Origin of the sequence: Streptomyces sp. NPDC059582, assembly GCF_042735715.1 — a bacterium.
Taxonomy (GTDB): Bacteria; Actinomycetota; Actinomycetes; order Streptomycetales; family Streptomycetaceae; genus Streptomyces.
In genome coordinates this window covers 3,945-28,129 of record NZ_JBHWCC010000054.1, presented here as the reverse complement: position 1 = coordinate 28,129, position 24,185 = coordinate 3,945, and the positions used below count along the sequence as shown (strand labels likewise).

Genomic DNA, 24,185 nt, shown 5'->3' with positions numbered 1-24,185 from the left:
GGACCCCGTCCGTCCGGCCTCGCTCGTCCGGCCGGGTCAGGCCAGCCCGCGTCGCGCCACCGCCGGCTCCCGCCACCCCGCGATCGTCGCCACCATGTCCAGCACCTGACGGGTCTCCGCCACCTCGTGCACGCGGTACACCTGTGCCCCCAGCCACGCCGACACGGCCGTGGTCGCCAGCGTGCCCAGCACCCGTTCCTTCACGGGCCTGTCCAGCGTCTCCCCGACGAAGTCCTTGTTCGACAGGGACACCAGCACCGGCCACCCCGTCTCGACCATCTCGCCGAGCCGCCGGGTCGCCTCGAGACTGTGCCGGGTGTTCTTCCCGAAGTCGTGCCCGGGATCGATCAGCACGGACTCGCGCGGCACCCCCAGCGCCACCGCCCGCTCGGCCAGCCCCGACGTCACCCGCAAGATGTCGGCCATGACGTCGTCGTACGTCACCCGGTGCGGCCGGGTCCGCGGCTGCGCGCCTCCCGCGTGGGTGCACACCAGCCCCGCCCCGTACCGCGCGGCGACCTCCGCGAGCCCGGGGTCCACCCCGCCCCACGCGTCGTTCAGCAGATCCGCCCCGACCTCGCAGACCGCCTCCCCGACCTCGGCCCGCCAGGTGTCCACGCTGATGACGACGTCCGGGAAGCGCCGCCGCACCTCCGCGACGAAGCCGACGGTCCGTCGCGCCTCCTCCTCGGCCGTGACCTCCTCGCCCGGCCCGGCCTTCACCCCGCCGATGTCGATGATCGCGGCCCCCTCCGCCACCGCCTGCTCCACGCGCGCGAGGGCGGGTTCGTCCCGGAAGGTCGCTCCCTGGTCGTAGAAGGAGTCCGGGGTCCGGTTCACGATCGCCATGATCACCGGCTCGTGCGCGTCGAATTCACGCCTGCCCAGCCTGAGCATCCCCTGTGACCTCTCCTAGTACGTGCTGGTCTTCGGCCGCCTGTGACCCTAACCGTCAGACTCGCATGGCACGATCGGACCCTGACACTTTCGACACCGAGCACACCGAGCGTGGGGACCCAGCGATGGTTATGTTCTTGTTCCTGGTTGTCGCGCTGGCCGTCGTGGTCGCCGCGGTGACACTCGCCGTGGTGGGCGGCGGCGAGGGCACCGGACCACTGCCGGAGGCGGCGCCCGAGCGACTGCACGACCCGCTGCCCCCGGAGCGCCCGGTCAGCCGCGCGGACATCGACAGCCTGCGCTTCCCGCTCGCCCCGCGCGGCTACCGCATGGCGGACGTGGACGACGCGCTCAACCGCCTCGGCGCCGAACTCGCCGAACGCGACGCCCGTATCGCCGATCTGGAGTCCGCGCTCGCGGGCGCCAGGACCGGCGCCCGCGTCTCCATGGACAAGCCCGCGGAGGAGGACCACCGGTGAGCGACTCGGTCGCGGGCGCGGACGGCCGTCTGCGTTGTCCCTGGGCGCTGTCCACACCGGACTACGTGGCGTATCACGACGAGGAATGGGGCCGCCCGGTCCACGGTGACGACGCGCTGTTCGAACGGCTCAGCCTGGAGGCCTTCCAGTCGGGCCTGTCGTGGATCACGATCCTGCGCCGCCGCCCGGGATTCCGGACCGCCTTCGACGGGTTCGTGATCGCCGAGGTCGCCGCCTTCACCGACCAGGACCGCGAGCGACTCCTCGCCGACACCGGCATCATCCGCAACCGCGCCAAGATCGACGCCACGGTCGCCAACGCGCGTGTGCTGGCCGACTGGGCCCCGGGCGAACTGGACGAGCTGATCTGGTCCCACGCCCCCGACCCCGCGACGCGCCCGGCCCCGAAAGGCATCTCCGACGTGCCGGCCGTCACCCCTGAGTCGACGGCTCTGTCGAAGGCCCTGAAGAAGCGGGGGCTGCGCTTCGTCGGGCCGACGACGGCGTACGCGCTGATGCAGGCGTGCGGACTGGTCGACGACCACCTGGCCGACTGCGCCGCACGCCGCGCCTGAACCCGTCCGGGCCCGTTGCGACCCGTCCGGGTTCGGGTGCGGGTTCAGGTTCGGGTTCGGCCGAGTCCGGCCGGGCTCAGCGGCCCAGGTACTTCGGCTTCTCCTTGTCGACGAACGCGCGGACCGCGATCGCGTGGTCCTCCGAGGCACCGGCCCGCGCCTGGAGTTCGTCCTCCTTCTCCAGGGTCTCGGCCAGGGAGTGCGACAGCCCGTACGCGACGGCCTCCTTGAGCGCCGCGTAGGCCACGGTCGGCCCCTCGGCCAGCGCCCGCGCCACCTTCTCGGCCTCGACGCGCAGTTCGGCCGCCGCTACGACCCGGTTGGCGATCCCCAACTCGTACGCCTCCTGCGCCTTCACGCTGCGCGGGAAGAGCAACAGGTCGGCGGCCCGGCCGGGGCCGACGACCCGCGGCAGGGTCCAGGAGATGCCCGAATCCGCCGTCAGGGCGACTCCCGCGAAGGAGGTGTTGAAGGCGGCCGTGTCCGCCACGATCCGGTAGTCCGCGGCCAGCGCGAATCCGAAACCGGCCCCGGCCGCGACCCCGTTCACCGCGGCGACCACCGGCTTCGGCGCCCCGGCCAGCGCCCGCACGATCGGGTTGTAGTGCTCCTTCACCGTGCTCATGGTCCGGCCCGACCCCGACTCCCGGTCGGCGGCCAGCAGCCCGATGTGTTCCTTGAGGTCCTGGCCCACGCAGAACGCCCGGTCACCGGCCGCGGTCAGCAGCACGGCCCGTACGGCGTCGTCCGCGGCCGCCGCCTCGACCGCGTCGCGGAGGGCGACCTTGGTCGCGACGTTCAGCGCGTTCATCGCCTCGGGGCGGTTCAGGGTGATCGTCGCGAGTCCGTCGCTCACGTCGTAGAGCACGGTGTCGGCCATGGCGGAACCCCTCCAGGTGTCGCTGTGGGGACGTACTGGTCGGTACGTCCGGTGTCCGAAGGACAGCATGGCGGAGATCACTGTCCACGGACCGGACCGTCCGTGTGACCTGCGTCAAAGAATTCCGGCGGGTTTCCGGTCCGCGGACGTCCGTGCGGTGGCGCAGTATCGCAGCCACATCGCCGAATTGAGTGGTTTTGCTCGCGCGCGTTGCCCAAGCGATGCCGACTGATGTTGGTCATCGGGTCCTGAGATGCGGGATAATGGCCTGGAAGCAATGTGTTCGATGCCGGTGTCGTGCGTCCCACGCTAGGACGGCGCGTGCCCTCTCCCAGGGGCCGTCGGCTTTGACGATGAGCTGGTTTCAGGAAGGGGAACGAGCATGGCGGCCATGAAGCCGCGAACGGGTGATGGCCCGCTCGAGGTGACCAAGGAGGGGCGGGGCATCGTCATGCGCGTTCCGCTCGAAGGCGGCGGTCGACTCGTCGTCGAGCTGACCCCTGACGAGGCCGACGCATTGGGCGATGCCCTCAAGAAGGTCGTCGGCTAGCGCGCAAGCGACCATACCCTTTTCAGCCGCCCCGGCATCCTATGTGGTGCCGGGGCGGCTGATTTGCGCGGGTGCGCCCCTTGCGTACCACCTGCGTACGCCCGCCTGTGCCACCTGCGGCGCACCGCCCGTCCAGGGCGCCTCCGCGTACCGTTCGCGCGTGCCACCCGCGCACCGCCCGCCGGAAGGGCAGCGCTCAGCGCTTGACCGCGCAGAGCAGCCCGTCGCCCACCGGCAGCAGCGACGGCACCAGCTCCTGGCTCTCGCGCACCGCGCGCAGGAGCTCCCGGATCCGTATGACCTCCGTCGGCTGCGGACCGGAGTCGACCGTGCGGCCGTTGGCGAAGACGCCCTCGAAGACCACCAGGCCCCCGGGGCGCAGCAGGCGCAACGATTCAGCGAGGTAGTCGAGGAACTCCAGCCGGTCGCCGTCGCAGAAGACGAGGTCGTAGCCGGCGTCCGCCAGCCGGGGCAGCACGTCCAGCGCGCGGCCGGGGATGAAACGGGCCCGGTTGCTCGCGAAGCCCGAGGCGCGGAAGGCGTGCCGGGCGAACTGCTGGTGCTCCGGCTCGGGATCGACGGTGGTCAGCACGCCGTCCGGCCGCATGCCGTGCAGCAGGTTGATGCCGGACACGCCGGTCCCGGTACCGATCTCCGCGACCGCCTTCGCGTCCACCGAGGCCGCCAGCAACCGCAGCGCGGCGCCCGTGCCGGGCGACACCGAGCGCAGCCCCGCGTCGCGGGCACGGTCGCGGGCCCAACGCAGCGCTTCGTCCTCGGCGACATAGGCGTCGGCGAACGCCCAGCTCGTCTGCCGGTTGCCGGTAATGACCGTCTCCTGTCCCCATGGTTGCCTGGGCGTGACTGTATCCGCTGCCGTCGGGAACCTGCTGATGGGACCGGCCGTTTATAGGGGTGGCAGATACGGCGGGGGGACACAGTTGGATCACGACGACGGACCGGACGACGCGAAAGTGCTGACGCAGCCGTATGAGCCGTATCAGCCCAGATCAAATTCTCGTAAAACCGCTTATCCGGAGCTAACGGGCGAGGTGGCTATGGTAGGGGCTCCACTGGACACCACCAGAGCCGACAGGGGAGGTGCGGCCGCGCCTGTGGATCGGGGAGGAGTGCTCAGGCGCTTCCTCGGATCGGCCGGCAAGCCGAAATCCGTGAACGACACCGCTGCTGACCACAGTCACGCCGCTGACACGACCCAGACCGCGACTTTCTCCACCGACGCGGACGGGCAGGCGTGGACTCCGCCCACGTGGGAGGAGATCGTCAGCATGCACAGCGGCCGGGTGTACCGGCTGGCCTACCGCCTCACCGGCAACCAGCACGACGCCGAGGACCTCACCCAGGAGGTCTTCGTCCGCGTCTTCCGTTCCCTGTCGACGTACTCGCCGGGCACGTTCGAGGGCTGGCTGCACCGCATCACCACCAACCTCTTCCTGGACATGGTCCGCCGAAAGCAGCGCATCCGTTTCGACGCCCTCGGCGAGGACGCGGCGGAGCGACTGCCCAGCCGCGAGCCGTCCCCGCAGCAGGTCTTCAACGACGCGCACTTCGACGCGGACGTCCAGCAGGCGCTGGACACCCTCGCGCCCGAGTTCCGTGCCGCGGTGGTCCTGTGCGACATCGAAGGACTGTCGTACGAGGAGATCGCCGCGACCCTGGGCGTCAAGCTCGGCACGGTCCGCTCCCGGATCCACCGTGGCCGTTCCCAGCTGCGCAAGGCCCTCGCGCACCGCTCGCCGGAGGCGCGCGCCGAACGCCGTTCCTTCGTGGCCCGGGTGCCCGCTCTGGGGGGAGGGGGCGCGACCGCGTGAGTGGATCACGACCCACCCCGACCGAACGGCTCCTGGCCGAACAGCACCTGGGAGACCGGCTCTCCGCCCTGGTGGACGGAGAGCTCGGTCACGACGCCCGCGAGCGGGTGCTCGCGCATGTGGCGACCTGCCCGAAGTGCAAGACCGAGGTCGACGCCCAGCGCCGGCTGAAGAACGTCTTCGCGGAAGTGGCCCCTCCGCCCCCCTCCGAGAGCTTCCTGGCCCGACTTCAGGGGCTTCCCGGGGGAGGTGACCCGGACGGCGGTGGCTCGCCGCTCGGCGGGGGAGGCTTCGGGGGGTTCTCCCCGCGTGCCTCCGGAGGCTTCGGCGGCAGGGCCGGGGTCTTCGGCGTGAAGCGGGACGGCCCCTTCGACTTCGACTTCGTCTCCTCCGGCGAGCACGGTTCCGTGCTGCCGCCCACGGCCCCCGACCGGGGCTTCCGTATCCATCCCGTCGGCCGGACCGAGGCCGAACGGTCCGCCTCGCGCGGGCTGCGGTTCGCGTTCGCCGCCGCCGGGGCGGTGTCGCTGGCCGCGGTCGCGCTGGGCGGGGTGACCACGGGCACACCGGGCGACTCGGCCGCGGAGGCTCGTGGCGGTTCCGGCTCCGGCAGCAATGTCACCCCGGCGCGTTCGCCGGGCACGGGCGCCGGAGCCACTCCCGAGAACCAGCGGCGGCGCGGGCTCGGGCCGCTGGTCGCGCAGGGCGGTCAGGGCATGCTCGGGGAGACCCCGGTCGCCCCGACCGAGGCGGGCGCTCCGCTGCTGCCCGGGGTGCCGGCGCCCGGGGCGGCCCAGGATGTCGTGCACACGCTCACCACACCGGTGATGGCGGGTGCCGCCGCGATGTCCCCGCTGATACGTCCGCTCACCGCGGTCACCCCGATCGCCCTCACCGCCTGGTCCTCGGCCCCGGAGGTCACCGCCCCCGGGGTGCTCGCCGCACCCGTCCCCGGCACGACCTCGACCCCTTCCGTCTCTCCTCTGCCTCGCTGACCAGCCGTCCTTCCCGCCGACCGCTGCGCGGTGGCCCGCGAACCTGGTTGAATCCAGGGAGGGTCGCGCCCACGGCACACAGCCGGGCGCGGGGGTGGGAATCGACGAGCCGCGGCCGGCTCTGGGGGAGAGCATGAACGAGGGGAAGCCCACGAAGGCGAAGTGGTGGAACCGGCCTCGACCGCGGACGAGGCCGGATCACCCCGCCTACGGCGACGGCGACTTCGAGCTGGAGCGGCCTGCCGCGATGGCGGACGCCGAACCTTTCCCCGCCCCTGCTGTCGTGCCCACCGCCCCCGCCCCCGCCCCCGTTCCGGGGCAGGGAACCGGCTTCGGCGCCGAAGCCACGGCCTCGGCCGGTGAGCGGCCCAGGCCTCTGCACGACCCCGATCCCTACAGCACCCCGCCGTACGGCGAGGCGGGCCCCTGGGCGCCCGCTCCACCGGTCCAGCACCCCGCCGTGACGGCCACCCCGACGCACGGTACGACCGTCCCGGCGCCCGCACCGGCTGCTGACGCACTGGGGAGGCCCGCACCGGCTGTCAGTGCTCAAGGGACGCCCACGCCGGGCCCGAGCGGTCAGGGGACGCCCGCTCCGGGCACCCCGGTGCCGTCCGCTCCCGACGCCGTCACCCCGGCCCCCTTCCCCGAGGACCGGCCCCCGCTGTCCGGCACCCGGGCGCCCGGCGACCCCTGGCAGCGCTACGACCCCTGGGCCGCCGCCCCGCTCGCCACCGCCGCCCCGCTCACCGCCGCCCCCCTCCAGCTGAACGGGGCCGCCGTGCCCGGTGAGCGGCAGCGGCGCCGCAGGGTGCGGCGGGGCATCGTCGGCGGGGCGGTGGTGCTCGCCCTCGTCGCCGGCGGCGTGGGCGGCGTCGTAGGCGCGTATCTGGAGCGCAACGGCGGGCTGGGGAAGGTGGAGCTGCCGCAGGCCGGTGCGGTGCCCGCCGGGCGGGCTCCGGACAGCGTGGCGGGGATCGCGGCGCGGGCCCTGCCAGGGGTGGTCACCCTGCATGTCACCGGCACCGAGGAACAGGGCACCGGCACCGGCTTCGTGCTCGACACCCGGGGCTACATCCTCACCAACAACCATGTGGTGCAGCCCGCCGGCACGGACGGCCGGATAACCGTGGTCTTCAACGGCGGCGAGACCGCCGAGGCCGAGGTCGTCGGGCACGACAGCGGCTACGACCTCGCCGTGGTGCGGGTGACCGGTGTCAGCGGGCTCAGGCCCATCCCGCTCGGCAACTCCGACAACGTGCGGGTCGGTGACCCCGTCGTCGCCATCGGCGCCCCCTTCGACCTGGAGGGCACGGTCACCTCCGGCATCATCAGCGCCAAGGAGCGGCCCATCACGGCGGGCGGCGAGGCGGACGGCAGCGACGTGTCGTACGTGGACGCCCTCCAGACCGACGCTCCCATCAACCCAGGCAACTCCGGCGGCCCGCTCCTCGACTCGCAGGCCCGGGTCATCGGCATCAACTCCGCCATCCAGTCCGCCGACAACGGCTCGGACTCCGGGACCGGCCAGCCCGGCTCCATCGGCCTCGGCTTCGCCATCCCCGTCAACCAGGGGAAGCGCGTCGCCGAGGAGCTGATCAACACCGGCCGGGCGACCCATCCGGTCATCGGCGTCACGCTCGACATGGACTTCGCCGGGGACGGCGCCCGGGTCGCCACCAAGAGCGGCGCCGGCGGCTCCCCGGTCACCGCGGGCGGCCCCGGCGACCGGGCCGGACTCAGGGCGGGTGACGTCATCACCGCGGTCGACGGGAGGCGCGTCCACTCCGGCGAGGAACTCATCGTCAAGACCCGCGCCCACCGCCCCGGCGACAGCCTGGAGCTGACCGTCGAACGTGACGGCCGGGCGCGGACGATCACCCTCGTCCTCGGATCCGCGGACGGCGACTGACCCGTCCGGGGATCGGGCCCCGCCCGCTATGGACGGAATCCGCGCAGGTCGGGGCCTGACTCCGGGCCCGACAAGGCGAACGCCGCGAAAAACCGGTCGCGTACACGCACCCGGACGGCTCGGGGCAGTACCGGTCTGACAGCCGGGCCGGGTACCGTGGACCCGGCCCGGACCACGGAAGACCGCACAGACCACCGAGGGCCGAGGACCGAGGACATCGCAAGGAGCTTCAGGTGTTCAATGACATAGGACCGCTCGAGCTGATCACGCTCGTTGTCCTCGCCGTGCTCGTCTTCGGTCCGGACAAGCTCCCGAAGGTCATCCAGGACGTGATGCGCACGATCCGGAAGATCCGTGAGTTCTCGGAGAGCGCCAAGCAGGACATCCGGCAGGAGCTGGGCCCCGATTTCAAGGACTTCGAGTTCGAGGACCTCAACCCCAAGACGTTCATCCGCAAACACATGGACAACGACGAGCTGGGGCTCAAGGAGATCCGCAACGGCTTCGACCTGAAGAAGGAGATGGCCGAGGTCACGGACGCGGTGCACAGCCGCGACGCCGAGTCGTCCTCGTCGGCTTCCTCGTCCACCGGTTCGTCCGGCGGCCGCATCGACATGACGAAGAAGCCCGAGGGCTCCGGTGACCGCGAGGAGCGTCCGCCGTACGACGCGGATGCCACCTGAGCGCGGTCACCACGCCGTCGAGACTCCTGCCGTAGAAGCGGAAGCCGCCGAAGCTCAGGCCGTAGAAGCGGAAGCAGAACCCCCGACGCGCCACGCACGCCCCGGCGTACGTGACGCGTTTCATACTCCTGTTCAGGCCCCGTGAGGCCGGAAGGGGACCTTCGAGCGACGCACGCGCCGGGCGGTTTCCCTGCTCTCCGCGGCGGGGTGGATATGCTGCCGAGTTGTTGCGCGGACCGGACGAGTACGCCCGAAGGGGGGCGGGCCGCCCGGATCCGACGAGAGCGAGGAGGCGTCCGGGCACATGGAGACGACAAGTGGGGCGGTCGCGCAGGCGCCGGCCACGGAGGGCGGACAGCAGGTCCCCTCCGCCCGGCGCACGGTCGACGGCTACCTGCTGGCGCCCTTCCCTTGGTACGGCCTCGACGAGGCCTTCACGGGGCCGCGCTGGCTGATGCAGGTCGGTACGGCCGCCGACGGCGCCGTGGAGCACGGGTCGATCGGGCACGGTGAGGAACCCTCCGTGCGCAACGAGGCGACCGAGGACAAGGAGCGGTTCGCGGTCGTGGTCACCGTCGCCGCCAACCCGGTGCGGCGCAGCGCGGACGGCACCGGCCTGCTGGAGGCCACCTCGGTGTCCTCCGCGGCCTGGCTGGCGGGGGTGGGGCTGCTGTCCTTCACCTGGCCCGGCCAGATGGACCACAGCCTGCGCGACTCGTGGCTGGACCAGCAGACGGAGACGGCCTGGGTACTGGCCGACGACCTGGACGGGCCGGACTGGTCGACGCTGTCCCTGCCGGTCGACGGCGTTCCGACCCGGTTCCACTACCGGGAGTCCGAGTTCGGATGGGTCCTCGCCGGCTCGACCGAGGCGGGCGTCCACGTGGGGGCGTACGGGAAAGGCATGAGCGCGTACGGTCTCGGGTTCGCGATGATCAAGGACATCAGCGCGTACGCCTAGCCGGAGCGGCCTGACCGGCCGGAGCATGCGAAGGGGCGCCGTCCACCAAGGACGGCGCCCCTCGCCGTGCCGGACCCGGGAGTTCCGACCGGCGTCGGCAGTACCGGCGCTAGAACTTGTTCCTCGGCGTGATGCCCAGCGACAGGCCGGAGAGGCCGCGCTGCCGTCCGCCGAGCTTGCCCGCGATCGCCCGCAGGGCCGAGCCCGCCGGGGAGTCCGGGTCGGTGAGGACCACCGGCCTGCCCTCGTCGCCGCCCTCGCGCAGCCGGACGTCGATGGGGATGCTGCCGAGGACCGGGACGCTCGCGCCGGTCGTGCGCGTGAGGCCGTCGGCCACCGCCTGGCCGCCGCCGGTGCCGAAGACGTCGACCATCTCGCCGCAGTGCGGGCAGGGCAGCCCCGACATGTTCTCGACCACGCCGACGATCTTCTGGTGGGTCTGGACGGCGATGGAGCCCGCGCGCTCGGCCACCTCCGCCGCCGCCTGCTGGGGCGTGGTGACGACCAGGATCTCCGCGTTCGGGATCAGCTGCGCGACCGAGATGGCGATGTCGCCGGTGCCCGGGGGCAGGTCGAGCAGGAGCACGTCCAGGTCGCCCCAGTACACGTCCGCCAGGAACTGCTGGAGGGCGCGGTGAAGCATCGGGCCACGCCAGACGACCGGGGCGTTGCCCGGGGTGAACATGCCGATCGAGATGACCTTCACGCCGTTCGCCGACGGCGGCATGATCATGTTCTCGACCTGGGTGGGGCGGCCGTCGGCGCCCAGCATGCGCGGCACGGAGTGGCCGTAGATGTCGGCGTCCACGACGCCCACCTTGAGCCCGTCGGCCGCCATCGCCGCCGCGAGGTTCACCGTCACCGACGACTTGCCGACGCCGCCCTTGCCGGACGCCACCGCGTACACCCGGGTCAGGTTGCCGGGCTTGGCGAAGGGGACCTCGCGCTCGGTCTGGCCGCCGCGCAGGGCGGTCGCCAGCTCCTTGCGCTGCTCGTCGCTCATCACGTCCAGCGTGACGCCGACACGGGTGACCCCCTCGACCCGGGAGACCGCCTCCGTCACCCGCTGGGTGATCGTGTCGCGCATAGGGCAGCCCGAGACCGTCAGGTACACGGTGACCGCGACCGCTCCGTCCGCGCCGATCTCCACCGATTTGACCATCCCCAGTTCGGTGATGGGGCGGTTGATCTCGGGGTCGTTCACCGTCGCCAGCGCTTCGCGCACCGCGTCTTCCGTAGCCATGAGAACGATGGTACGGCGCCGGGCCCGGCCGCCGGGAAGTACGTCAGCGGTCGTCTGCGTCACGTGCCGACGACCGTTCCGGCCGTTCTGCCCTTTCTGTCGGGAATGTGACGTGTCCGTTCGGGTGCCGTTCCTCCAGCTCCTTCACGACGTCGTGCAGTTCGGAGCGGATCCAGTCGCGGGTGGCCACCTCCCCGAGGCCGATGCGCAGGGCGGCGATCTCGCGGGTGAGGTACTCGGTGTCGGCGATGGACCGCTCGTTCTGCTTGCGGTCCTGTTCCAGGTTGACGCGGTCGCGGTCGTCCTGCCGGTTCTGCGCGAGCAGGATCAGCGGGGCCGCGTACGAGGCCTGGAGGGACAGCATCAGGGTCAGGAAGATGAACGGGTAGTTGTCGAAGCGCAGGGAGTGCGGCGCGGAGACGTTCCACACCACCCACACGATGATGACGACCGTCATCCAGACGATGAACCGGCCCGTGCCCAGGAAGCGCGCGATCCGCTCCGACAGCCGCCCGAAGGCCTCCGGGTCCCACTCGGGCAGGATGCGGCGCCGGGGCGGGCGCGGCTGGTCCAGCCGGGCCCGTGTCCGGCCGGCGGCGGTGGCGCCCGCGGGGGTCCGCTCGCGGACCGTCTCGCGCTCAGGAGCCATGACCGGTCGTTTCCTCGTCGATCGCTTCCTCTGCTTCCTCTGCTTCCTCGCCGATCGCTTCCTCGTCGAGGTGGAACTCCGTCTCCCGCCAGTCCTCCGGCAGCATGTGGTCCAGCACGTCGTCCACGGTCACCGCGCCCAGCAGCGAGCCCGCCTCGTCGACGACGGGCGCCGCGACCATGTCGTACGTCGCGAAGAACCCGGCGACCAGCGGCAGCTCGGCTTCGGGGTCCAGGGGTTGCAGGTCGTCGTCGACGATCGCGCTCACCAGGGTGTACGGCGGGTCGCGCAGCAGCCGCTGGAAGTGGACCGTGCCGAGGTACTTGCCGGTCGGCGTCTCCTCGGGCGGGCGGCACACGTAGACCTGGGCGGCGAGGGCGGGGGACAGGTCGCCGTTGCGGACCCGGGCGAGGGCGTCGGCGACGGTGGCGTCCGGCCGCAGCACGATCGGCTCGGTCGTCATCAGACCGCCCGCGGTGTCCTCCTCGTACGACATCAGGCGCCGCATGTCGGCCGCGTCGGCGGGTTCCATCAGGCTCAGCAGCCGCTCCTTGTCCTCCTCCGGCAGTTCGGAGAGCAGGTCGGCCGCGTCGTCCGGGTCCATCGCCTCCAGGACGTCGGCGGCACGCTCCTCCTTCAGCTTGCCGAGAATCTCGATCTGGTCGTCCTCCGGCAGCTCCTCCAGGACGTCGGCGAGCCGGTCGTCGTCGAGGGCGGCGGCGACCTCGGCGCGCCGCTTGGGGGAGAGGTGGTGCAGGACGTTGGCGAGGTCGGCGGCGCGCAGCTGCTCGAAGGTGGCGAGCAGGCTTTCGGCGCCCTGCCCGTGCTCCTCCAGGGAGAAGCCGGTGACAGCGGACCAGGGGACGGTCAGCGTCTCGCCCCGGTCGCGGCGGAAGGCGCTGCTCTTGCGCCCCTTGCGCACGAACGCGCGGTCGACCTCCCAGTCGCGGCGGGCGGGCAGTCGCCGTACCGACAGGTCGAGCACGGTGACCTCCTCGCCGGTCTCCACCAGGGTGACCCGGCGGTCGAGGAGTTCGCCGAAGACGAGGCGTTCGGTGGGGCGCTGTTCGAAGCGGCGGACGTTGAGCACGCCGGTGCTGATGACCTGGCCGGACTCGATCCCGGTCACCCGGGTCATGGGCAGGAAGACGCGGCGGCGGGTGGAGAGTTCCACGACCATGCCGAGCAGGCGCGGGGGCCGGCGTCCGACGCGCAGCATGACGATCAGCTCGCGCACGCGCCCCACCTGGTCGCCGTTCGGGTCGAAGACCGGGACGCCGGCGAGGTGCGAGACGAAGATCCGGTGGGCGCCGGCTGCCATGACGGGGCTCCCTCTGCGTACGGGGCGTGGCGTGCTGTGCTTCCTCTGACGTGGTTTCCGGTTCGCTTCAGCCGAGGTGGTTTCCGGATTTCCGCTCGTTTCCGATGTGCCCGCTCGGGTGTGGTTCAGGCTAGCCCGTCCCGTTCGGGCACGCCCTGGTGAGCGGTCCGGACGGACTGGCTCCGCTCGCCCTCGACGGCCCCGGTACGCTGCCGTACTGCGTCGAGGACCGCGAGAGAGGCAACCCCATCCGTGACTGCGATTCCCCAGGGCCGTGGCCGTCGGGCCGTGCTGGTGAGTGCGCTGTGCGCCCTGGTCGTGACCGGAACGGGACTGACGGGGTGCAGCTCCGGCCCGGACGAGGGTACGAACGGTGTGGGCAAGCTGCCCGCCGCGAAGATCCAGAGCCGGACGAGAACGGCGGCCGCGTCCGTGGACGCGGTCCGGCTGTCGGGAACCGTGGTCGCCAGCGGGAGCACGTACACGCTCGACATGCGCCTGAAGTCCGACGGCGGGACCGGGTCGGTCACGTCCGAGGGAACGACCTTCCAGGTGCTGCGGATCGACGACCAGCTCTACCTCAAGGCCGACGCGGAGTTCTGGAGCCATGAGGACGGCAAGACCGGCGGCGGCGGTACGGACACGGCGGCCGCCGACAAGCTCGACGGCAAGTACGTGAAGGTCCCGAAGGACGATCCCGCGTACAAGAAGTTCAGCGGATTCACCGACAAGGACGTCCTCCTCGACGGTCTGCTGACCCTGCACGGCAAGCTCGGGACGGGCGGCCACCACGAACAGTCGGGCGTCCCGACGATCCGCATCACCGGCGACGACGGCTCCGGCGGCACGCTGGACGTGTCCCTGGACGGCAAGCCGTACCCGCTGCGCCTCGAACGCGCGGGCGGCGCGGGAACGCTCACCTTCTCCGACTGGGGCAAGGACTTCACCGTGAAGGAACCGGCGAAGGGCGACACGGTGGACTACGGGCAGCAGCTGCCGACCTCGTAGGCCTCAGTGGCTGCCCCCTCACGCTTCAGTGGCGGTCGCCCCCTGACGCTTCAGTGGCAACCGCCCCCTCAGGCCTCGGCGGCGGCCGACTTCCGAGGCCCCCGCGCCTGCCGACCCCTCACGCCTCAGCGGCGGCCGCGCTTCTTCAGCAGGAGGCGGGGCAGCCCCGCCGGAACCGGCTGCCGTGTGGTCGCCGGTGTCGCCACCGGCGCCTCGGCCAGGGAGCCGTCGGGAAGCGGCGCCGTCGCCCCCGTGGGCTCCAGCCGCAGCAGCCGGCACTCACGGGACCAGCGGTCCGTCATGGCCTCGCCGTCGGGCGCGTTCAGGCGTTTGCCCTTGAGCTCGGCGACGGTCGCCGCCCACTCCTCGGACCCCGGCGCCAGCTCGACGACCCGCGCCGTCCAGGAGACCAGCCGGCCCCCCTTGTCCTTGCTGCGGACGGTGACCTCCGCCTCGGTCCCGGCGGCCAGTCCCGGCAGCGGCTGCTCCCCGGGCCCGTCGCCGATCAGGCAGGCCGCGCCCTCGTGCCACACGTGCCACAGCGGACGCGCGGCGGGGACACCGGAGCCCCGGACCCAGATGAGGCCGGACTTCTTCGTGGCCTCCTCGACGAGGGCCTGGTCGAGCAGCTCGCTTGTCATGGGCCCAGCCTAACCAGGCAGCCTCACAGCCAGCCGTTGCGCTTCAGCGTGCGGTGGATGCCCAGACAGATGACCACCGTGACCGACATGATCACGGGGTAGCCGAACTTCCAGTGCGTCTCGGGCATGTAGTCGAAGTTCATCCCGTACACCCCGCACACCATCGTCGGTACGGCGATGATGGCGGCCCAGGACGTGATCTTCCGCATGTCCTCGTTCTGCGCGACCGACGCCTGCGCGAGGTTGGCCTGGAGGATCGAGTTGAGCAGTTCGTCGAAGCCGACGACCTGCTCCTGGACCCGGGCGAGGTGGTCGGCGACATCCCGGAAGTACTTCTGGATGTCCGGGTCGACCAGCCGCATGGGCCGCTCGCTCAGCAGCTGCATGGGGCGCAGGAGCGGCGACACCGCGCGCTTGAACTCCAGCACCTCGCGCTTGAGTTGGTAGATCCGTCCGGCGTCCGTGCCGCGCGGACTGCCCTTGCGGCCCGGCGAGAACACCTCGGTCTCCACCTCGTCGATGTCGTCCTGCACGGCGTCGGCGACCGCGATGTAGCCGTCGACGACGTGGTCGGCGATGGCGTGCAGCACGGCCGACGGGCCCTTCGCGAGCAGCTCGGGGTCGTCCTGGAGGCGGTGGCGCAGCGCGCGCAGCGAGCCCTGGCCGCCGTGCCGGACGGTGATGAAGAAGTCCCGGCCGGTGAAGCACATGACCTCGCCGGTCTCGACGACCTCGCTGTTGGCGGTGAGCCGGTCGTGCTCGACGTAGTGGATGGTCTTGAACACCGTGAACAGGGAGTCGTCGTAGCGCTCCAGCTTCGGCCGCTGGTGCGCCTGCACGGCGTCCTCCACGGCCAGCGGGTGCAGTCCGAACTCACGGGCGATACCGGCGAATTCGGCCTCGGTCGGCTCGTGCAGACCGATCCACACGAAGCCGCCGTCGCGCCGCACCAGGCGCATCGCCTCGTGCGGGGTCAGCGGCGTCGCGGTCTCGACGCGGGCGCCGTCACGGTAGATGGCGCAGTCCACGACGGCGGACGGCGTCGAGGGGTCGCGGGTGGTGTCGTACACCCCGCCGTCCGTGCGCAGACCGTCCGTGCGCAGACCGTCCCTGCGCAGAACGTCCTTGCGCAGCGAGACGCGGGACGGGCGGACCACGGAACGCAGGTCGCGGATCATCGACATGGGCAGGCTCCTTCGCGACAGGCAACGAAAAGCCTCCGGAAAACGGGTGGAACTACCCGGAATGGGGACGTCCTGACTGCGGATGTTTGGCACGTCCACAAAGCGGGGAGCACCGCACCGTTGCGGTGGCGAGCTTCGCTACTGATTCAGATCAGACAGATCAGGTAAAACGAAACGAAGTGCTCTTCCGTAGAAATACGGGCGCGAGAGGTGGCAGCCAGCCAGAGCCAGAGCAGCTACATCAGCGGCCGGAAGAGCGGGTGGTACTGCCAGGTCGACTTCGGTCCATTGCAGCCCCACCTCCTCCGGCCGGTCCCTCGTAAGGGAGTTCCATCGGCGTCGGGGCTTGATCGCGACGCTTCTGCGTGCTGCCCCGAACCACCGGGCAAGAGTAACAGCCGACTGAAGTGTCAAGGTGCTGCTTTGCCTGGTACTGACGAGATCTATGCTCGCCCCATGGCTGATGTTCTTCCTCTGGTGGAGGCCCGGTTGCGTACCGCGCTGGGCGAGCCGGACGCGCGCGCCGCGGTCACCTTCCTCGGTACCGACCGCATCGAGGTGCTCCGCTTCCGGGACGACTCCACCGAGGGCGCGGTGGTCCGCTACGCCACGCTCGGCATGTCCGCCCAGCCCATGGCGGACCCCACCGCCGTGCTCGCCGACCCGGTCAAGGGCCCCCGCGCCGAGCTGGTCCTCTCCGTCCGCGCGGGCCTCGCCGACACCGACAAGGTGCTCCGTCCACTCGCCGTACTCGCCGCGTCTCCGCAGGTCGAAGGTCTGGTCGTGACCCCCGGTGCCTCGCTCGACGTGGGCGGCCCGCTGTGGCCGGGCGCCCCGTTCACCTCGGTCCTGGTCGCCGAGCCGGGCGGTCTGGTCGAGGACCTGGAACTGGACGAGCCGCTCGATCCCGTACGGTTCCTGCCGCTGCTCCCCATGACCGCGAACGAGGCCGCGTGGAAGCGTGTCCACGGCGCGCAGGCCCTCCAGGAGCGCTGGCTGACGAACGGGACGGACCTGCGGGATCCGTCCCGCAGATCCGTCCCGCTGGAGTGAGTAACCTCTCATCAACGAGTGGCCGGAAAGCGTCGGTTGAGCCGGTCGAGCCGGCCGAGTCTGTGAGCCGGCCGAGTCTGTGAGCCGGTCCGTTCGGTGTCCCGGTCGGTTCAGTGTGCTCAGCATGTCCAGCGCGCCCGGCATGTTCGGTGCGCTCAGTCGGCGAAGACGGCGACGCCGTCCTGCGTCGCGTGCTGCGGCTCCAGCTCCTGCGCCTCGTGCGTCAGCGCGTCACGTCGTACGAAGACCACCACCGCGCCGAGGACGGCCGTGACCGCCGCGACCACGAACGGGATGTGGATGTCGCTCCACTCCTCGATCTTCGGCGCGAAGTACGGCGCCGCGGCGGCGGCGAACCAGCGCACGAAGTTGTAGCCCGCGCTGGCCACGGGACGCGGCGCGTCCGAGACGCCGAGCGCCAGTTCGGTGTAGACCGTGTTGTTCACGCCGATGAAGGCGCCGGACAGGACCGTGCAGACGACGGCCGTGGTGTGGTCGCCGTAGCCGAGGACCAGTACGTCGACGGCGAGCAGCACGAGTGAGCCGCCGAGCACCTTCAGCGAGCCGAACCGCGCCTGCATCCGCGGCGCCACGAGCACCGAGAACACGGCCAGCAGCACGCCCCAGGCGAAGAACACGGCGCCCGACCTGTACGGGGTCATGTTCAGCACGAACGGCGTGAAGGCCAGCACGGTGAAGAACGTGTAGTTGTAGAAGAACGCCGAGACCGCCGCGGAGGCGAGACCGCCGTGCCCGAGCGCCTTGAGCGGGTCGAGGAGCGAGGTCTTTCGAGCCGGCCGGGGCTGCTCCTTCAGGAACACCGTGATGCACAGGAAGCCGACCGCCATCAGGAACGCGGTGCCGAAGAACGGGTAGCGCCAGCTGGCGTTGCCGAGCAGGGCGCCCAGCAGCGGGCCGCACGCCATGCCGAGGCCGAGGGCGGACTCGTAGAGCAGGATCGCGGCGGCGCTGCCGCCCGCGGCCGCGCCGACGATGACCGCGAGGGCCGTCGACACGAAGAGCGCGTTGCCCAGACCCCAGCCGGCCCGGAACCCGACGAGTTCGCCGACCGAGCCGGACGTGCCCGCGAGTCCGGCGAAGACCACGACGAATGCGAGACCGAGCAGCAGGGTCTTGCGGCCGCCGATGCGGCTGGAGACGAAGCCCGTGACCAGCATCGCGACGGCGGTGATCAGGAAATACGAGGTGAAAAGCAGGGAGACCTGGCTTGTCGTGGCGTTCAGGCCCTGGGCGATGGACGGCAGGATCGGGTCGACGAGGCCGATGCCCATGAACGCGACGACCGACGCGCCGGCCGTCGCCCAGACCGCCTTGGGCTGCCGCAGGAGGCTGCCGGCTCCGGCGTCGAAGGGGTCCATTGGTTCTCCAATCCGGAGGAGATAGTTGGTGTATACACATAGTAAGTTAGGTCGGCTAATTAATGCAAGCTACATGTAGTTTGCCGAGGGGGGTGTGATCGGAATGCGATCGAGGGTGTGTTCGGGGTCCGGTCGGGGGTCGGGTGACGCGGGTTCCGCCCGGACGGGTGATCGTCCTTGACGTGGGCGTGCGCGGGTAGGACCGTGGAGCTCTATGAGGGGCGAACCCAGTTGCCCGAAGTGTGGTGGCCGGGTCAGGGCTCCCGGACTCTTCGCCGATTCCTGGCAGTGCGATGCGCACGGCACGGTGCATCCACTGCAGCCCGTGATCCCGCCCAGCGTCGAGGCCCTCAGCGTCGTGGTGCATCGCACCCAGGTGCCGGTGTGGATGCCCTGGCCACTGCCGGTCGGGTGGCTGTTCACGGGTGTGGCCTACGCCGGTGACGACCGTAGCGGCGGCCGCGCTACCGCCGTGGCCTGCTCGGGTCCCGGCCCGCTCGGCGGCATGGGGGAACTGATCCTGGTCGCGGAGGAACTCGGCGTCGGCCTCGGCGCGCGGTACGCCGGCATCGACGGCCCGGACCCGGGTCCGTCCATGGACGTCGAGAAGCCGCCCCAGGCCAAGGTGCTGGCGGCCGGCCGGCCGACCCCGCTCTGGCATGTCACCGGTGTCCCCGCCGACCGTGCCGTCTTCGCGGGCGAGGCGCTGGGCCTGTGGGTGTGGGCGGTCGTGTGGCCCGAGCAGTCGGGGCTGCTGATGTACGACGAGCTGGTGCTGACCGACCTGCGGGACGCCGGGGCCGAGCTGGATTTGGTCCCGTGCGGGGCGCTGTCGCCGCGCCTGCTGGAGCCTTAGCCCGCGGACGCTGGAGCCGGCACCCCTGGAGCGGGCCGCCGGAACCGTGGGGGCGCGCCGCTGGAGTCCTGCCGCGTGCTGGAGTCCTGGGTCGGGTTGCCGGAGTCCTGATGTGTGCTGACGGAGTCCTGGGTCGGGTTGCCGGAGTCCTGATGTGTGCTGACGGAGTTCTGTGGCGGGTCGCCGGAGTCCTGATGTGTGCTGACGGAGTTCTGTGGCGGGTCGCCGGAGTCCTGGCGTGTGCTGACGGAGCCCTGATGCGTGCCGACGGAGTTCTGTGGCGGGTCGCCGGAGCCCTGATGCGTGCCGCTGGAGAGGGCGTACGGCCCGAGCCCCGATGTGTGCTTGGGGTGCCCCGCCGGTATGTGCCACCGCTCAAGGTGCGACAGTGGCGCGAATGTAGGGGGCGCTCGGCGGGTGTGGGTGTGACAGAGGCGTTCCGTTCTCCCGTTATGCTGGAGCGTCCCCCTCCGCCCTGTCACCGCCAGGAGCCCGCGTCGTGCGTATCGACCTGCACTGCCACTCCACGGCTTCCGACGGTACGGACACCCCGGCCGAGCTGGTGCGAGCCGCCGCCGCGGCCGGGCTGGACGTGGTCGCGCTGACCGACCACGACACCACCCGCGGACACGCCGAGGCGACCGCCGCGCTGCCGGAGGGGCTCACCCTGGTCACCGGTGCCGAGCTGTCCTGCCGTATCGACGGCATCGGCATGCACATGCTGGCCTACCTCTTCGACCCCGAGGAGCCCGCGCTGCTCGCCGAGCGCGAGCTGGTGCGGGACGACCGGGTGCCGCGGGCCAAGGGCATGATCGCCAGGCTCAACGAGCTGGGTGTGCCCGTCACCTGGGAGCAGGTCGCCCGGATCGCCGGTGACGGCTCCGTCGGACGGCCGCACGTCGCGTCCGCGCTCGTCGAGCTGGGCGTCGTGCCCACCGTGAGCGACGCGTTCACCCAGGACTGGCTGGCCGACGGCGGCCGGGTCTTCGTGGCGAAGCACGAGACCGACCCGTTCGAGGCCATCCGGCTGGTCAAGGGCGCCGGGGGAGTCACCGTGTTCGCGCACCCGGCCGCCGCCAAGCGGGGCCGCACGGTGCCGGAGGCCGCGATCGCCGAGATGGCGGCGGCGGGGCTGGACGGCGTCGAGGTCGACCACATGGACCACGACCCCGACGCGCGGGTCCGGCTGCGCGCGCTGGCCGCCGATCTGGGACTGCTCGTCACGGGGTCCTCGGACTACCACGGCAGCCGGAAGACGGTCGCGCTCGGCGCGTACACCACGGATCCCGAGGTGTACGGGGAGATCACCCGGCGGGCGACCGGGGCGTTCCCCGTGCCGGGGACGGGCGGAGCCTGAGGCTCGCCTCTCCCCTCGCCACCTCTCACCCTGTTCGCTCACCTCTTCCGCAAGGCCTTCTCACTCTCATGTTCGACGTCGCTGTCTTCGGCTCTCTCTTCCTGACCCTTTTTGTCATCATGGATCCCCCCGGGATCACCCCGATCTTCCTCGCGCTGACCGCCGGCCGTCCCGCCAAGGTGCAGAAGCGCATGGCCTTCCAGGCCGTGTGCGTGGCCGGCGGTGTGATCGCCGTGTTCGGACTGCTCGGGCACCAGATCCTGGACTATCTGCACGTGTCCGTGCCGGCGCTGATGATCGCGGGCGGTCTGCTGCTCCTGCTCATCGCGCTCGACCTGCTCACCGGCAAGACCGACGAGCCGAAGCAGACCAAGGACGTCAACGTGGCGCTCGTACCGCTGGGCATGCCGCTGCTGGCGGGCCCGGGCGCGATCGTGTCCGTGATCCTGGCCGTGCAGAAGGCGGACAGCGTGGCCTCGCAGGTGTCGGTGTGGACGGCGATCGTCGCGATCCACGTCGTGCTGTGGTTCGTCATGCGGTACTCGCTGGTGATCATCCGCGTCATCAGGGACGGCGGCGTGGTACTGGTGACCCGGCTCGCGGGCATGATGCTCTCCGCGATCGCCGTGCAGCAGATCATCAACGGCATCACCCAGGTGGTCCGCGGCGCCTGAGGCGGCGGCCTGGGTCGCGACCGGCCCGGGCGGCGATCGAGGCGACAGACGGTGTCGCGACCGGCTCATGTGACAGCCGTACGCCGGTCGGCGACAGCCGTACGCGGGTCGGCGACAGCCGTACGCGGGTCGGGCGGTGAGCCGGTCGTATACGGCGGGCCGGCCACGGGAGCGCGCAGGGCCCCGGCGGACCCGCCCCGGGAACACGCAGAGCCCCGTGGGACGCCGGTCGGGCCGGCCGCCCCACGGGGCTCTGAAGTCTATGGATGGTGATCCGTACGTTATGAGGCCGAGGTGTCGGCCGGACGGATCCACAGCCGCTGCCCTATGGCGGCGGCCTGCTGAACGATCCGGTTGACGGAGGCGGCGTCCACGACGGTGGTGTCCACGGGCGTGCCGTCGATGTCGTCGAGTCGCAGGATTTCGAAGCGCATTGCTTCCCCCTTCGTCTGGTCATCCTCCTGAGGAGAACTACTGGCTGGAAGGAACGGGGGGCGTTTGTGCCCCCTGCTCTATGAGTAGTCAACGCGTTGCGTGTTACAGACATTCCCTACGCTAAAGAAATTTTTCGAACGGCTAACTACTGCCCGGTAAGTGAGTTTGCGGAGACTGAACGGGACCGGTTGTGTTCGCAGCGTGACCGCCGGGACAATGGAGGCGATGAACGACGACCTCGCGGACCTGACCGCCCGCATCGACCGCACGAACGCGCTGCTCCAGCGCATGCTCGCCGAGGTGGCGAAGACACCCTCGACCCACGCGATCTTCGTCGACGCGGGGTACCTGTACGCGGCCGCCGGCCGGCTGGTGGCCGGCACCGAGGACCGCCGCGCCTTCGACCTCGACGCCGAGGGCCTGATCGAGGCGCTCATCGACCGCGCCCGCACGATCTTCGCGGACAGCAGGCTGCTGCGGGTCTACTGGTACGACGGTGCCCGGCGTCGCATCCACACCGCCGAGCAGCAGTCCATCGCGGAACTGCCCGACGTGAAGGTGCGCCTGGGCAACCTCAACGCCAACAACCAGCAGAAGGGCGTCGACTCCCTGATCCGTACGGACCTGGAGTCACTCGCCCGGCACCGCGCCATCAGCGACGCCGCGCTCCTCGGCGGCGACGAGGATCTGGTGTCGGCCGTCGAGGCGGCGCAGGGGTACGGCGCCCGGGTGCACCTGTGGGGCATCGAGGCTCCCGAGGGCCGCAACCAGGCCGAGCCCCTGCTCTGGGAGGTCGACAGCCAGCGCACCCTCGACCTCGACTTCTTCAAGCCGTACGTGTCCCGGCGCACCGCCCCCACCTACGAGCCGGCGTCGGCGTCCGCCCGGCCCACACGCGAGGACGTCCGCTTCGTGGGCGCCCAGATCGCGGCGAAGTGGCTGGCGGCGCGGGGCCGCGACGCGCTGGTAGAACTGCTGCCCGGCCATCCCTACCTGCCGGGATCGGTCGACCAGGACCTGCTGGTCGAGGCCGAGGGGCTGCTCTCGTACTCGCTCCGCGGCCAATCGGACCTGCGGCGCGCGCTGCGCGACGGCTTCTGGGAGCACCTGCAGACGCAGTACTGACCAGCGGCGTCCGGGGGACCGCCCCGGACCCACCGCTACCGAGTGTGCTCGTCCCAGAAGCCGGCGAGCGCCCGGGCGGTCGGCAGCGGCTGGTCCACGTTCGGTGAGTGCTCGGCGCCCGGTACGACCGTCCGGTGCGCCCCCAGCCGTACCGCCATCTCGTCGAGAACGGTCACCGGCCAGGTGTCGTCGCGGGCGCCCGACACGACGTGGAACGGCAGCGGAAGGGCGGAGAGTTCGGCGACCCGGTCGGGCTCGCCGCACAACTGCCGCCCAGTGACCCGGAGTTGGGCGGGACTGGTGCCCAGCCAGCGGCGGCGCAACTGCTCCTGGGTGCCGAGGCCGCGGGCCGGGCCGCCGACCTCCTCGGGCGGTCCCATGGCCCGGATCGCCTCCCACACCTCGGTCATGGTCATCACGTCGAGGGCGTCCCGCAGCAGCTTCACGCGCTGCTCCTGGGAGACGGAGATCCGGGCCGGGCCCGAGGCGAGGAGGGTGAGCGAGCGGAACGGGGAGTGGTCCAGCAGGGCGGCGCAGCGGGCGATCTGGCCGCCGAGGGAGTGTCCGACGAGATGCACGGGGGTGCCGAGCGCCTCGGCCTGCGCGAGCACATCCTGCGCCAACTCGCTCTGTTCGTAGGCCGATTCGTCGTCGGCCGGGCCGTCGGACTCGTACTGGCCCCGCCCGTCCACGGCAATGGTCCGGTACCCGCGCGCGGCCAGCGGCGCGTGCACCAGGTTGAAGTCCTCCTTGCTCCCCGTGAACCCGGGCAGCATCAGCGCCACACCCCTCACCTCGGCTTCCGCGGCCGGGGGCATGTCGACGACAGCGAACTCGCCGCGCGTGGTCCGCAGCGGGTAGGCGCGAGCGCCCTGGGGTGTGTCGAAGGCGGTGGGGTCGGTCACGGGGTGAGGCTATCGGGCGGCACGGCGGGCGCCGAAACGCCGGGGGCCCGGCCCACCTGTGTGGACCGGGCCCTCGGGCCGTGCTCAGCTCTCCGCGGTCTCCGCGGCGGCGACCTTGCGGGTGCGCCGTGCCTTGGGCTTCGCCTCGGCCTCGGTGGCGTCCGCCTCCGGTGCCGGTGCGGTGGCCGCGGTCTTGCGGGTGCGGCGTGCCTTGGGTTCCGGTTCCTGCGCGGTCTGGGCCGGGATGTCGGCGGTGGCCGTCGTCTCCGGCTCGGCGACCTTGCGGGTGCGGGTGCGACGCGGCTTGGCCTCGGTGGCCTCGGCCGCCGTCTCCACGGCCGCCGCCGTCTTACGCGTGCGGCGCGGCTTGGCCTCGGCGGTCTCCGTGGCCACGCTGGCTTCGGCGGTGTCGAGCACCGTCTCGGCCGTCGTCGCCGCCTTGCGGGTGCGGCGCGGCTTCGCCTCGGTGGCCTCGGCCGTGTCGACCGCGGTCTCGGCGGCGGCGACCTTGCGGGTGCGCCGTGCCTTGGGCTTCGCCTCGGCCTCGGTGGCGTCCGCCTCCGGTGCCGGTGCGGTGGCCGCGGTCTTGCG

25 protein-coding genes and 1 pseudogene are annotated in these 24,185 nt (G+C 71.5%); 14 read left to right on the top strand and 12 right to left on the bottom strand.

What is annotated here, in order from left to right; translation table 11 throughout:
* Positions 1-36: 36 nt before the first annotated feature.
* Positions 37-897: a dihydropteroate synthase gene (gene folP, locus ACFV0T_RS33785; protein WP_385787743.1), complete on the bottom strand. Its 861-nt coding sequence runs from the start codon at positions 895-897 to the stop codon at positions 37-39.
* Between the two features lie 131 nt (positions 898-1,028).
* On the opposite strand from folP, the gene ACFV0T_RS33780 reads away from it, so the two are divergent.
* Positions 1,029-1,376, top strand: a complete 348-nt coding sequence (locus ACFV0T_RS33780; RefSeq protein WP_385787823.1) for a DivIVA domain-containing protein — start codon at positions 1,029-1,031, stop codon at positions 1,374-1,376.
* On the top strand, positions 1,373-1,951 hold the full coding sequence (locus tag ACFV0T_RS33775) for a DNA-3-methyladenine glycosylase I (RefSeq protein ID WP_385787740.1): 579 nt from the start codon (positions 1,373-1,375) through the stop codon (positions 1,949-1,951). The genes ACFV0T_RS33780 and ACFV0T_RS33775 overlap by 4 nt, the downstream gene beginning before the upstream one ends.
* A 76-nt stretch (positions 1,952-2,027) precedes the next feature.
* Here ACFV0T_RS33775 and ACFV0T_RS33770 read toward each other — a convergent pair whose 3' ends face one another.
* Positions 2,028-2,831, bottom strand: a complete 804-nt coding sequence (locus ACFV0T_RS33770; RefSeq protein ID WP_385787737.1) for an enoyl-CoA hydratase/isomerase family protein — start codon at positions 2,829-2,831, stop codon at positions 2,028-2,030.
* Positions 2,832-3,213: 382 nt separating this feature from the next.
* Between ACFV0T_RS33770 and ACFV0T_RS33765 the strand changes: the two genes are divergently transcribed.
* The gene (locus tag ACFV0T_RS33765) at positions 3,214-3,381 is read left to right on the top strand and encodes a DUF3117 domain-containing protein (protein ID WP_003966491.1); all 168 of its coding nucleotides are present in this window, start codon (positions 3,214-3,216) and stop codon (positions 3,379-3,381) included.
* Positions 3,382-3,577: 196 nt separating this feature from the next.
* Here the strand turns inward: ACFV0T_RS33765 and ACFV0T_RS33760 are convergent, their stop codons facing one another.
* Entirely contained in the window at positions 3,578-4,276 is a 699-nt protein-coding gene (locus ACFV0T_RS33760; RefSeq protein ID WP_385787821.1) for an O-methyltransferase, read from the bottom strand.
* A 235-nt stretch (positions 4,277-4,511) separates the two neighbouring features.
* On the opposite strand from ACFV0T_RS33760, the gene sigE reads away from it, so the two are divergent.
* From sigE to ACFV0T_RS33735, 5 genes are all read left to right on the top strand, one after another.
* Positions 4,512-5,213: an RNA polymerase sigma factor SigE gene (gene sigE, locus ACFV0T_RS33755; protein WP_385787818.1), complete on the top strand. Its 702-nt coding sequence runs from the start codon at positions 4,512-4,514 to the stop codon at positions 5,211-5,213.
* Positions 5,210-6,208: a zf-HC2 domain-containing protein gene (locus ACFV0T_RS33750; protein WP_385787734.1), complete on the top strand. Its 999-nt coding sequence runs from the start codon at positions 5,210-5,212 to the stop codon at positions 6,206-6,208. The genes sigE and ACFV0T_RS33750 overlap by 4 nt, the downstream gene beginning before the upstream one ends.
* A 133-nt stretch (positions 6,209-6,341) precedes the next feature.
* On the top strand, positions 6,342-8,120 hold the full coding sequence (locus ACFV0T_RS33745) for a trypsin-like peptidase domain-containing protein (protein WP_385787731.1): 1,779 nt from the start codon (positions 6,342-6,344) through the stop codon (positions 8,118-8,120).
* Between the two features lie 233 nt (positions 8,121-8,353).
* The gene (locus ACFV0T_RS33740; RefSeq protein ID WP_385787729.1) at positions 8,354-8,803 is read left to right on the top strand and encodes a sec-independent translocase; all 450 of its coding nucleotides are present in this window, start codon (positions 8,354-8,356) and stop codon (positions 8,801-8,803) included.
* A 304-nt stretch (positions 8,804-9,107) separates the two neighbouring features.
* On the top strand, positions 9,108-9,764 hold the full coding sequence (locus ACFV0T_RS33735) for a hypothetical protein (protein WP_385787726.1): 657 nt from the start codon (positions 9,108-9,110) through the stop codon (positions 9,762-9,764).
* 109 nt (positions 9,765-9,873) lie between these two features.
* Here ACFV0T_RS33735 and ACFV0T_RS33730 read toward each other — a convergent pair whose 3' ends face one another.
* From ACFV0T_RS33730 to ACFV0T_RS33720, 3 genes are read right to left on the bottom strand one after another with little or no spacing between them, the layout of a single operon-like run.
* Positions 9,874-11,007, bottom strand: a complete 1,134-nt coding sequence (locus ACFV0T_RS33730; protein ID WP_385787723.1) for an Mrp/NBP35 family ATP-binding protein — start codon at positions 11,005-11,007, stop codon at positions 9,874-9,876.
* A 43-nt stretch (positions 11,008-11,050) separates the two neighbouring features.
* Positions 11,051-11,656: a DUF1003 domain-containing protein gene (locus ACFV0T_RS33725; protein WP_385787721.1), complete on the bottom strand. Its 606-nt coding sequence runs from the start codon at positions 11,654-11,656 to the stop codon at positions 11,051-11,053.
* A complete protein-coding gene (locus tag ACFV0T_RS33720; RefSeq protein WP_385787718.1) occupies positions 11,646-12,977 on the bottom strand; it encodes a magnesium transporter MgtE N-terminal domain-containing protein in 1,332 nt (443 codons plus the stop codon). Before ACFV0T_RS33720 ends, ACFV0T_RS33725 begins: the two co-directional genes overlap by 11 nt.
* A gap of 252 nt (positions 12,978-13,229) precedes the next feature.
* Between ACFV0T_RS33720 and ACFV0T_RS33715 the strand changes: the two genes are divergently transcribed.
* Positions 13,230-13,985: a hypothetical protein gene (locus tag ACFV0T_RS33715; RefSeq protein WP_385787715.1), complete on the top strand. Its 756-nt coding sequence runs from the start codon at positions 13,230-13,232 to the stop codon at positions 13,983-13,985.
* A 125-nt stretch (positions 13,986-14,110) separates the two neighbouring features.
* Here the strand turns inward: ACFV0T_RS33715 and ACFV0T_RS33710 are convergent, their stop codons facing one another.
* The gene (locus ACFV0T_RS33710; RefSeq protein WP_385787712.1) at positions 14,111-14,626 is read right to left on the bottom strand and encodes a hypothetical protein; all 516 of its coding nucleotides are present in this window, start codon (positions 14,624-14,626) and stop codon (positions 14,111-14,113) included.
* A 23-nt stretch (positions 14,627-14,649) separates the two neighbouring features.
* Positions 14,650-15,810, bottom strand: coding sequence for a magnesium and cobalt transport protein CorA (locus ACFV0T_RS33705; protein WP_385787709.1), 1,161 nt, complete (start codon positions 15,808-15,810; stop codon positions 14,650-14,652).
* A 456-nt stretch (positions 15,811-16,266) separates the two neighbouring features.
* Between ACFV0T_RS33705 and ACFV0T_RS33700 the strand changes: the two genes are divergently transcribed.
* Complete coding sequence (locus ACFV0T_RS33700; protein WP_385787706.1) at positions 16,267-16,863, top strand: suppressor of fused domain protein; 597 nt, start codon at positions 16,267-16,269, stop codon at positions 16,861-16,863.
* Positions 16,864-17,018: 155 nt separating this feature from the next.
* On the opposite strand, the gene ACFV0T_RS33695 is transcribed toward ACFV0T_RS33700, so the two are convergent.
* Positions 17,019-18,242, bottom strand: coding sequence for an MFS transporter (locus tag ACFV0T_RS33695; RefSeq protein WP_385787703.1), 1,224 nt, complete (start codon positions 18,240-18,242; stop codon positions 17,019-17,021).
* Positions 18,243-18,456: 214 nt separating this feature from the next.
* Here ACFV0T_RS33695 and ACFV0T_RS33690 point away from each other — a divergent pair, with 214 nt between their 5' ends.
* The 3 genes from ACFV0T_RS33690 to ACFV0T_RS33680 all read left to right on the top strand — a co-directional run bounded on the left by ACFV0T_RS33690 (position 18,457) and on the right by ACFV0T_RS33680 (position 21,129).
* Positions 18,457-19,098, top strand: a complete 642-nt coding sequence (locus ACFV0T_RS33690; protein ID WP_385787701.1) for a DUF6758 family protein — start codon at positions 18,457-18,459, stop codon at positions 19,096-19,098.
* Positions 19,099-19,597: 499 nt separating this feature from the next.
* Positions 19,598-20,455, top strand: coding sequence for a PHP domain-containing protein (locus tag ACFV0T_RS33685; protein WP_385787698.1), 858 nt, complete (start codon positions 19,598-19,600; stop codon positions 20,453-20,455).
* Positions 20,456-20,523: 68 nt separating this feature from the next.
* On the top strand, positions 20,524-21,129 hold the full coding sequence (locus tag ACFV0T_RS33680) for a MarC family protein (protein WP_385787695.1): 606 nt from the start codon (positions 20,524-20,526) through the stop codon (positions 21,127-21,129).
* A 281-nt stretch (positions 21,130-21,410) separates the two neighbouring features.
* On the opposite strand, the gene ACFV0T_RS33675 is transcribed toward ACFV0T_RS33680, so the two are convergent.
* A complete protein-coding gene (locus ACFV0T_RS33675; protein WP_351148613.1) occupies positions 21,411-21,563 on the bottom strand; it encodes a hypothetical protein in 153 nt (50 codons plus the stop codon).
* Between the two features lie 217 nt (positions 21,564-21,780).
* Here ACFV0T_RS33675 and ACFV0T_RS33670 point away from each other — a divergent pair, with 217 nt between their 5' ends.
* Entirely contained in the window at positions 21,781-22,689 is a 909-nt protein-coding gene (locus tag ACFV0T_RS33670; RefSeq protein WP_385787815.1) for an NYN domain-containing protein, read from the top strand.
* Between the two features lie 35 nt (positions 22,690-22,724).
* Here the strand turns inward: ACFV0T_RS33670 and ACFV0T_RS33665 are convergent, their stop codons facing one another.
* Positions 22,725-23,594 carry an alpha/beta fold hydrolase gene (locus ACFV0T_RS33665; RefSeq protein WP_385787692.1) on the bottom strand — a complete coding sequence of 290 codons (870 nt, stop codon included), beginning with the start codon at positions 23,592-23,594 and terminating at the stop codon, positions 22,725-22,727.
* 84 nt (positions 23,595-23,678) lie between these two features.
* A pseudogene (locus ACFV0T_RS33660) lies at positions 23,679-24,185 on the bottom strand (hypothetical protein); the annotation flags it as partial.